The sequence below is a fragment of the Streptomyces sp. NPDC001231 genome (assembly GCF_042896885.1).
Taxonomy (GTDB): domain Bacteria; phylum Actinomycetota; class Actinomycetes; order Streptomycetales; family Streptomycetaceae; genus Streptomyces.
This window is the reverse complement of sequence record NZ_JBIAXS010000033.1, coordinates 89,749-98,937: the sequence shown is the minus strand read 5'-3', so window position 1 is coordinate 98,937 and position 9,189 is coordinate 89,749. Positions and strand designations below refer to the sequence as shown.

The window sequence follows — 9,189 nt, the reverse complement described above, 5'->3', positions numbered from 1 at the left end:
CAGTCCTCCAACCCCGCGGTCATCGCCTTCCTGCGGGAGTACGAGGACGACCTGGTCCTGTGCGTCCACAACTTCTCCCGCTTCGCCCAGCCCACGGAGCTGGACCTGAGCGCGTTCCACGGACGGCATCCGGTGGAGCTGTTCGGCGGGGTGCGCTTTCCGGCCATCGGTGAACTCCCCTACCTGCTCACCCTGGCGGGCCACGGCTTCTACTGGTTCCGGCTGCGCAAGGACGCAACCGTCTAGGGCTCGTCCGGTACCCGGGGCGGGGCGGGCGTTTCCTTCGCCCCGCCCGTGGGCACGCGTCAGTCACACCCGACCAGCGATTGGACGCGACGCCATGTCGGAAGCCATGTCGCAAGCCGTCACACGCTCTGTCACCACCGGCAGCCCCGGTCTCCTCGCGTCACTGGACCCGCTGCTGCGGGAGTGGCTGCCGCGGCAGCGCTGGTTTTCGGGAAAGGGCCGTCCGGTGACCGGCTTCTCGCTGGTCGCCGCCACCGAGCTGCTGCCGGGCGACCGGAAGCTGGGCCTGTACCACCTGCTCGTCCGCGCCCACCAGCCGCTTGCGCCCGTGCACGGCACGGTCCCGCACCCCGGTGACTGCTACCAGCTGCTCATAGGCGTGCGCGAGGCGCTGCCCCCACGGCTGGCGCCCGCGCTGATCGGCCATGTGCACGAGGGGCCGCTCGCCGGACGCACGGTGTACGACGCCCTGTACGACCCACGGCCCGCCGAGGTGATCCTGGAGGCACTGCGCACCCGGGCCCGCATCGGCGGGCTGCGTTTCGAACGGCGGGACGAGATACGCCCCGACCTGGTCCCCCGCGTGGTCACCGCCGAGCAGTCCAACTCGTCGGTGGTCTACGGCGACACGTTCATCCTGAAACTGCTGCGCCGGGTGCTGCCCGGCGTCAATCCCGACCTGGAACTGCCGCTGGCCCTGGCCGAGGAGGGCTGCTCGCGGGTGCCGCCGCCGACGGCGTGGATGACGGCGGAGCTGGACGGCGAGTCGTACGTGCTCGGGGTGCTCCAGCCCTTCGTGCAGGGCGCCTCGGACGGCTGGGAGCTGGCACTGCGCGAACTGGCCAAGGGCGAGGACTTCGGCGCCGAGGCGCGGGCGCTGGGCCGCGCCACCGCCGAGGTGCACACCGCACTGGCCCGCGCGCTGCCCACGGTCACACTCGGCCACATGCAGCTCGAGACCCTGGTCAACGGCATGACCGAGCGCCTGGAGTCGGCCGCGCAGGCGGTGCCCGCGCTCGGCCCGTACGTCCCCGGTCTGCGCTCCGCGTTCGAGGCGCTGGCCGATCTGGCGGCCGAGGGCCACACCTGGACCGCCCAGCGCATCCACGGCGACCTCCACCTCGGGCAGTGCCTGCGCTCCGCCTCCGGACAGTGGTGGCTGATCGACTTCGAGGGCGAGCCGGCGAAACCGCTGGCCGAGCGGCGGATGGCCCAGCCCGTGGTGCGGGACGTGGCCGGGATGCTGCGCTCCTTCGACTACGCGGCGCACTCGGCCGGCGGCCCGCCGGCACCGGAGTGGGCCGAAGCCTGCCGCGCCGCTTACTGCACCGGATACGCCGAGGTCAGCGGCAGCGACCCGCGCACCGACCCCGTCCTGCTGCGCGCCTACGAGACGGACAAGGCGATCTACGAGGTGCTCTACGAGGCCCGGCACCGCCCTGACTGGCTCCCGGTACCGATGTCCGCGGTACACCGCCTGGCCGCTCCGGACACGACCTGACCCCCTTCCCCTGTCCCCCGTCTCCCCCGTCCACCGCACCGAACTGCGCCGAGGAGGCTCCACCCGTGACTCCCCGCACCCCGTCCAGCGGTTCTGATCCGAAGAACACGGCCGAGGCCGCGGGCCACGACCGGCCGGCACCGGCGAAGAAGGCAGCCGCGAAGAAGGCCACGGCCAAGAAGGCGGTGGCGAAGAAGACCGCCGCGAAGACGACGACGGCCAAGAAGGCAGTGGCGAAGAAGACCGCCGCGAGGACGACGGCCGCGAAGGCCGCGGCCACCGGGGCCGCCGCCGGGAAGACCGCCAGGAAGGCGGCAACGGCGGTGAAAAAGACACCAGCCACGAAGGCAGCAGCCCGACCCGCGGCGCCGGAGCCCGTGGCACCGGACCCGGCAGCCGCCTGGCGCCCGGAGGACCCCGCTCTGGTCGCCGTCGGGGCCGGCGACCGGGAGCGGTTGCTCGCGGGGACGCATCACGATCCGCATTCCGTGCTCGGCGCGCACCCGGTACCCGGTGGGGTCGCCTTCCGGGTGTTCCGGCCGTACGCGCTGGGCGTGACCGTGGTCGCCGGGGAGCAGCGGGCCGGGCTGCGCGACGACGGGGAGGGGTTCTTCTCGGGCCTGCTGCCGCTGCCGGAGGTGCCCGCGTACCGGCTGGAGGTGCAGTACGCGGGGACGGTGCAGCACACCGAGGACGCCTACGGTTTCCTGCCCACGCTGGGCGAGTTCGATCTGCACCTGATCGGCGAGGGCCGGCACGAGCAGCTGTGGCAGGCGCTCGGGGCGCATCCGATGACCCACGGGGGCGTGACCGGCACCCGGTTCGCGGTGTGGGCGCCCAATGCCCGGGGGGTGCGCGTCGCCGGTGGCTTCAACTTCTGGGACGGCACCGGGTACCCGATGCGCTCGCTCGGCGCCACGGGTGTGTGGGAGCTGTTCGTGCCCGGGATCGGCGAGGGCGAGCTGTACAAGTTCGAGATCACCCGGCCGGACGGCTCCAGGACACTGCGCGCCGACCCGCTGGCCCGCCGTACCGAGGTGCCGCCGGCCACGTCGTCCATCGTCCACGCCTCGCACCACGAGTGGGCCGACGCGGAGTGGATGGCCAGCCGTTCCCAACGCCCGGCGCACGAGGCCCCGTTCTCGGTGTACGAGCTGCATTTGCCGTCCTGGAGGCCGGGGCTGACGTATCGCCAGCTCGCCGAGCATCTGCCGGCGTACGTCAAGGACCTCGGCTTCACCCACGTGGAGCTGATGCCGGTCGCCGAGCATCCCTTCGGCGGCTCCTGGGGCTACCAGGTCACCGGCTTCTACGCGCCCACCGCGCGCCTGGGCACCCCGGACGACTTCAAGTTCCTGGTCGACGCCCTGCACCAGGCGGACATCGGCGTCCTGATGGACTGGGTGCCGGCGCACTTCCCGCGCGACGAGTGGGCCCTGGCCGAGTTCGACGGCCGGCCCCTGTACGAGCACGCGGACCCCCTGCGGGCCGCGCATCCGGACTGGGGCACCCTGGAGTTCGACTTCGGCCGCCGCGAGGTGCGCAACTTCCTCGTCGCCAACGCCCTTTACTGGTGCGAGGAGTTCCACATCGACGGCCTGCGCGTGGACGCGGTCGCCTCCATGCTGTACCTGGACTACTCCCGCGAGCCGGGCCAGTGGACGCCGAACGAGCACGGCGGCCGGGAGAACCTGGACGCCGTGGCGTTCCTCCAGGAGATGAACGCGACCGTGTACCGCAGGGTGCCGGGCGTGGTCACCGTCGCCGAGGAGTCCACGGCCTGGGACGGCGTGACCCGCGCGACCCACCACCGGGGCCCGAGCGGCTTCGGCGGCCTGGGGTTCGGGCTGAAGTGGAACATGGGCTGGATGCACGACTCGCTCCAGTACATGAGCCACGATCCCGTCCACCGCAAGTTCCACCACGGTGAGATGACGTTCTCGATGGTGTACGCCTACAGCGAGAACTACGTGCTGCCGATCTCGCACGACGAGGTGGTGCACGGCAAGCGTTCGCTGGTGTCGAAGATGCCCGGCGACTGGTGGCAGCAGCGGGCGAACCTGCGCGCCTACCTGGGCTTCATGTGGTCCCACCCGGGCAAGCAACTGCTGTTCATGGGCCAGGAGTTCGCGCAGGGCGCCGAGTGGTCGGAGACCCGCGGCCCGGACTGGTGGCTGCTCGACCCGAACTACGGTGCCGCGGCCGACCACCGGGGGGTGCTGGACCTGGTCCGCGACCTCAACACCGTCTACCGGGCCGCGCCCGCCCTGTGGGCGCGCGACGTCCACCCCGACGGCTTCCAGTGGATCACCGGGGACGCGGCGGACGACAACGTCTTCGCCTTCCTGCGCTACGACACCGACGGCACCCCGCTGCTGGCGGTGTCCCACTTCGCCCCGGTCGTCCGCCCCGACTACCGCGTCGGCGTCCCCGACGACGTGCCCGCCTGGCTGGAGGTCCTCAACACCGACGCGGGCCGCTACGGCGGCAGCGGCGTCGTCCACCCGGACCCGGTCAAGCCGGAACCCCAGGGGCGGCACGGCCGTCCGGCGAGCATCCGCCTGACGCTGCCACCTCTGGCGACGGTGTGGCTGCGACCGGCGTAAGGATTCCTCCGGCATCTGGAAGATGCCTGGCCGACTGCGACCAGCCCGTCCGGCGTTTGAGGACGAGGCCGTCCAGGCCGAAGCGGGGGTCCCGGGGGCGGCAGCCCCCGGGACAGCCCCCCTACTCCCCGAACGCCTCCGCCAGAGCCGGAGGCAACACCTCCGTGTACAGCACGCCCAGCCGCTGTGTGGCGCGGGTCAGCGCCACGTACAGGTCGCTCGTGCCGTAGCGGGCGGGTTCGACCACCAGGACGGAGTCGAACTCCAGGCCCTTGGCCTGGCGCGGGTCGAGAAGGACGACCGTCCGGGTCAGGTCGGGCTCGGCACCGGCCTCGACCCCCTCGAGGCGGGCCGCCAGCCGCCGGTGCAGGTCGCGCGGGGCGATCACGGCGAGCCGGCCCTCCTCCGGGGTCAGTTCCGCGACGGCCTTCTCCACCGCCCCGGGCAGGTCGTCGGTGGCGTGGGCCCAGGGCCGTACGCCCGTGGAGCGGACCGAGCTCGGGGGCTCGAAGCCGGGATGCTCGGCGCGGACCACGGCCGCCGCCACGTCCATGATCTCGGCCGGGGTGCGGTAGTTGACGCCGAGGCGGGTGTGCTCCCAGCGGTCCTCGACGTACGGCCGCAGGATGTCCGCCCAGGAGCCGACGCCGGCCGCCTCCGCCGTCTGCGCGGGGTCGCCGACCAGGGTCATGGAACGGGTCGGGCTGCGCCGCATCAGCAGTCGCCACGCCATCGGTGACAGCTCCTGCGCCTCGTCGACGATGATGTGCCCGAACGCCCAGGTGCGGTCGGCCGCCGCGCGCTCGGCGGCGCTGCGGTGGTCCTCCTCCTCCTGGCGTTCGGCGAACCGCTCGGCGTCGATGATGTCGTGCGCGGACAGCACCTCCGAGGCGTCCGGGTCACCGTCCTCCTTGTCCTCGAACTCGTACGTCCGGGACGCGTACGACACGTCGAGCACGCCCTGGGCATAGGCGATCCGGGTCTCGCGCTCGCGCTCGGCCCGGGTGCGGGCCAGGCGGTCGTCCTCGCCGAGCAGTTCGGCGGCCTCGTCGAGGAGGGGGACGTCCGCGACGGTCCATGCCCGGGTCACCGGGCGGCGGATCGCGGCCGCCTCCTCGTCACCGACGTACCCCTCCGGGTCCGCCAGGAAGTCCGCCACCAGCCGCTGCGGGGTCAGCCGCGGCCACAGCTGGTCGATGGCCGACCAGACCTCCGGGTTCTCGGCGAGTTCGTCGCGGATCTGGGTGATGTCGCTGGGGTCGAGGAGGTTGGATCCGTCGTAGGGGTCGGTGCCGATGCGCTCGGCGACCAGGTCGGTGAGCGTGTTGAGGATGTGGCCCTCGAAGTGCTCGCGGGCCGCGTTGTGCGGCAGCTTCGCGGCGCGGGTGCGCTCACGGGCGACGCCCACCAGGCCGTCGTCGAGCATCAGGATCTCGCGGTCGTGCTCGATGGCGATCACCGGATCGGGCAGCGCCTGCCGGTCCCGTACGACGGCGGCGAGCACGTCGGCCATGCCGGCGCGGCCCTTCACCGCGGCGGCCTCGGGAGTGTCCGCCGCGGTGGCCCTCACTCCGGGGAACAGCTCGCCGACGGTCGCCAGGAGCACCCCGGTCTCGCCGAGGGAGGGCAGCACCTCGCCGATGTAGCCGAGGAAGGCGGGGTTCGGACCGACGATCAGCACGGCCCGCCGGGCGAGCAGCTCCCGGTGCTCGTACAGCAGGTACGCGGCCCGGTGCAGGGCGACCGCGGTCTTGCCGGTACCCGGGCCGCCCTCGACCACGAGCACTCCGCGGTGCGGTGCGCGGATGATGCGGTCCTGGTCGGCCTGGATGGTCCGCACGATGTCGCCCATCCGGCCGGTGCGGGCGGAGTCGAGCGCGGCGAGCAGCACCGCGTCGCCGGTCGGGTCCTCGTGGCCGGTCCGGGTGGTGTCGCCGAGGTCGAGGATCTCGTCGTGCAGGGCGGAGACCCGGCGGCCCTCGGTGGAGATGTGCCGGCGGCGGCGCAGGCCCATCGGGGTGTGGCCGGTGGCCAGGTAGAAGGGGCGGGCGACGTCGGCGCGCCAGTCGATCAGGATCGGCGTGCGCTCGGCGTCGTCGGCGCGCAGGCCGATACGGCCGATGTGGTGGCTGTCGCCGTCGGTGAGGTCGATCCGGCCGAAGCAGAGCGAGCCGTCCACGGCGTTCAGCGCGGCGAGCAGCCCCGACCGCTCGGCGACGAGGATGTCCCGCTCCAGCCGGGCCTGCATGGGCGTGTTCCCCTGGGCGAGCGCGTCCGTGACGGAGTCCTCGGTGTCGCCGCGCAGCGCGTCCACGCGCGCGTACAGTCCGTCGATGAATTCCTGCTCCTGCCGCAATTCATCGTCTGGAAATTCGGTGTTTGACAATTCAGCTCCCGCCCGGATATACTGTGCTCACTGAACTTCTTCGTGATTCGATGAATACCAAGTCACGAATCACCGAATATACGCAAAGAAATCCCCCGGGCGCAATTACCCGGGGGATTTCTGGTTCTCGGGCCCGCCGTCACAGCAGGTCCGGAGGGTCACACCACGTCCGACAGCTCCTCCAGCAGCCGCCGCTTGGGCCGTGCGCCCACCATGGACTTCACGGGCTCACCGGCGCGGAAGACCATGAAGGTCGGCATCGACAGCACCTTGTAGGCGTTCGTGGTGTCCGCGTTGGTGTCCACGTCGAGCTGCACCACCTTCAGCCGCTCGCCCTGCTCGGCAGCCAGCGCGCTGAGCACCGGCCCCATCTGCCGGCACGGCGGACACCAGTCGGCGGTGAACTCCACCAGCACCGGCCGGTCCGCGCCGAGCACCTCCGCCGCGAAGTCCGCGTCCGTCACTTCCGCCACTCCCGCTGCCCTGATCACCGCTGCTGCCCTCCCAGCTCGCACCTGGGCTCCGGACCTCCCGGAACCCGCGCGTCGGCGGCCAGCGCCTCCCGCGCCTGCTCGGCCTTGGCCAGCTGCGTGCCGACCTGCTCCCGCACCGCCCGCAGCTCGCCGATCAGCGCGTCGAGCTCGTCCAGCTTGCGCCGGTAGACCGCGAGGGACGCCGGGCACGAGTCGCCCTCCGGATGTCCGGCCCGCAGGCACTCCACGAACGGCCGGGTCTCCTCCAGCTCGAACCCGAAGTCCTGCAGCGTCCTGATCTGCGTGAGCAGCCGCAGGTCGCGCTCGTCGTAGGAGCGGTGGCCCTGCGCGTCCCGCCGCGCGGGCAGCAGCCCCCGCGACTCGTAGTACCGCAGCGCCCGCGTCGTGGTCCCGGCCCGCTCGGCCAGCTCGCCGATTCGCATGTCCTCGACCGTACGGCTTGACGCCGACGTCAGGGCAAGAAGCTCAGCCGGGGGGCAGCAACGGCTTCCGCCGCACCGGGGAGGACAACACGATCGACGTGGTCGTGCGGCCCAGCACCGAGGTCTGCTCGAGGACCTCCTCCAGGTGCACGGTGTCGGTGACGGCAACCTTGAGGATCCAGCAGTCCTCGCCGACCACATGGTGTACCTCGGTGATCTCCGGGCGGTCGATCAGTTCCAAGGTGCGAGGGTGCTTGAGGGTGTAGCCACCGTGAGGGTTGACCCGGATGAAGGCCTGGATGCCGTAGCCGAGCCGGGCCGGAGCGACCTGCGCGCCGTACCCGGTGATCGCACCCGCCGCCTCCAGCCGCCGTACCCGCTCGGTGACCGCCGCGGGGCTGAGCCGCACCCGCCGCCCCAGTTCGCTCAGCTTGATCCGGCCGTCGGTCTGCAGGAGGTCGAGGATCTGCCGGTCCAGCGCGTCGAACGCCACCGAGGTTTCCTCGGCGGCGAGGCGCGGATGCCGTGGTTCTTTCGGTGCGGAGGCGCCAAATCCCATGTCTTCCCCTTCAGACGTCGTGGACACGCCGGGAGAATTATGGTCATGCGAACGGGACGAGGGGCTCAAGAGCCGCGAGATGTACTGGTCATCGGCGGCAACCGCTATTTCGGGAAGCGCCTGATCGCGCGACTGCTGGCGGCCGGAGACCGGGTCACGGTCCTCAACCGCGGCTCGTCCGCCCCGCCTTCCGGCGCGCTTCACCTGGTCGCCGACCGGAACGACGATGCGTCTCTGGCCGCGGCGATCGGCTCACGTACCTTCGACGTCGTGGTCGACCAGGTCTGCTACACACCGCGCCAGGCGGCGACCGCGCGCCGCGTCTTCGCCGGGCGCACCCGCCGCTATGTGATGACCTCGACCGTCGAGGTCTACGAGTACGAGGACTCGGCCGCCCCCGTCCGCGAGGAGCACGTCGACCCGCTCACCGTCCCGGTCGACCTCGAACTCCCCTGGCACAACGCGGAATTCCTCGCAAACCACTATGGCGAGGGCAAGCGGCAGGCCGAGGCGGTCCTCGCCGCCGATGCGGAACTCCCGTACGTCGCGGTGCGGGTGGCCCATGTGCTGGGCGGGGAGGACGACTTCACGGGACGCCTACGGCACTACGCGGACCGGATCCGAGCCGGCGAGCCGATCTCCGTACCCGTTGTGAACCATCCGGCGTCCTACATCCACGTCGACGAGATCGCCGGTTTCCTGGCCTGGGCGGCCGGCGAGGACTTCACCGGGCCGGTCAACGCTGCCTCCCACGGGGAGCTGACCACCGGGGAGTTGTGCGAGGTGGTGGCCACACGTCTGCCCGGCGGCAGGGTGGTGTTCCAGGAGGTCGAGGGCGGGGAGGTCTCCCCGTTCTCCTTCTTCCGCCGCCACTGCATGGACAACTCCCGGGCCACTGGGCTCGGTTACGGATTCGAGCAGGTGCGTGAGTGGCTGCCGAGGGCGGTCGCCGAGACGCTGGGAAAGGACGGCTGA

The 9,189-nt window shown here is 71.7% G+C and carries 8 protein-coding genes; 4 read left to right on the top strand and 4 right to left on the bottom strand.

Translation table 11 applies throughout. The features are described 5' to 3' along the window. The 3 genes from ACFY3J_RS32145 to glgB form a co-directional block, all read left to right on the top strand. Positions 1-246 (top strand): alpha-glucosidase C-terminal domain-containing protein (locus ACFY3J_RS32145; protein ID WP_390842286.1); only part of this gene is annotated, 246 nt, incomplete at its 5' end. A 106-nt stretch (positions 247-352) separates the two neighbouring features. After that, positions 353-1,747, top strand: coding sequence for a phosphotransferase (locus ACFY3J_RS32140; RefSeq protein WP_384171040.1), 1,395 nt, complete (start codon positions 353-355; stop codon positions 1,745-1,747). 65 nt (positions 1,748-1,812) lie between these two features. After that, on the top strand, positions 1,813-4,353 hold the full coding sequence (gene glgB, locus ACFY3J_RS32135; RefSeq protein ID WP_390842285.1) for a 1,4-alpha-glucan branching enzyme: 2,541 nt from the start codon (positions 1,813-1,815) through the stop codon (positions 4,351-4,353). A 121-nt stretch (positions 4,354-4,474) separates the two neighbouring features. On the opposite strand, the gene ACFY3J_RS32130 is transcribed toward glgB, so the two are convergent. The 4 genes from ACFY3J_RS32130 to ACFY3J_RS32115 all read right to left on the bottom strand — a co-directional run bounded on the left by ACFY3J_RS32130 (position 4,475) and on the right by ACFY3J_RS32115 (position 8,214). Next, the gene (locus ACFY3J_RS32130; RefSeq protein WP_384172560.1) at positions 4,475-6,709 is read right to left on the bottom strand and encodes a HelD family protein; all 2,235 of its coding nucleotides are present in this window, start codon (positions 6,707-6,709) and stop codon (positions 4,475-4,477) included. Between the two features lie 188 nt (positions 6,710-6,897). Further along, positions 6,898-7,230, bottom strand: a complete 333-nt coding sequence (locus ACFY3J_RS32125) for a thioredoxin family protein (RefSeq protein WP_384171047.1) — start codon at positions 7,228-7,230, stop codon at positions 6,898-6,900. Then, positions 7,227-7,655, bottom strand: coding sequence for a MerR family transcriptional regulator (locus ACFY3J_RS32120; RefSeq protein ID WP_384171050.1), 429 nt, complete (start codon positions 7,653-7,655; stop codon positions 7,227-7,229). Before ACFY3J_RS32120 ends, ACFY3J_RS32125 begins: the two co-directional genes overlap by 4 nt. A gap of 43 nt (positions 7,656-7,698) precedes the next feature. Continuing rightward, positions 7,699-8,214 (bottom strand): Lrp/AsnC family transcriptional regulator, encoded by a 516-nt coding sequence (locus ACFY3J_RS32115; RefSeq protein ID WP_384171053.1) that lies wholly within the window; start codon positions 8,212-8,214, stop codon positions 7,699-7,701. A 45-nt stretch (positions 8,215-8,259) separates the two neighbouring features. Here ACFY3J_RS32115 and ACFY3J_RS32110 point away from each other — a divergent pair, with 45 nt between their 5' ends. Beyond that, a complete protein-coding gene (locus tag ACFY3J_RS32110) occupies positions 8,260-9,189 on the top strand; it encodes an NAD-dependent epimerase/dehydratase family protein (protein WP_384171056.1) in 930 nt (309 codons plus the stop codon).

What these genes read in the sequence shown, in the direction of transcription:
- ACFY3J_RS32140 (WP_384171040.1), top strand. Translation starts at nt 353, where the DNA reads ATGTCGCAAGCCGTCACACGCTCTGTCACCACCGGCAGCCCCGGTCTC.
- ACFY3J_RS32120 (WP_384171050.1), bottom strand. Translation starts at nt 7,655, where the DNA reads ATGCGAATCGGCGAGCTGGCCGAGCGGGCCGGGACCACGACGCGGGCG.
- ACFY3J_RS32115 (WP_384171053.1), bottom strand. Translation starts at nt 8,214, where the DNA reads ATGGGATTTGGCGCCTCCGCACCGAAAGAACCACGGCATCCGCGCCTC.
- ACFY3J_RS32110 (WP_384171056.1), top strand. Translation starts at nt 8,260, where the DNA reads ATGCGAACGGGACGAGGGGCTCAAGAGCCGCGAGATGTACTGGTCATC.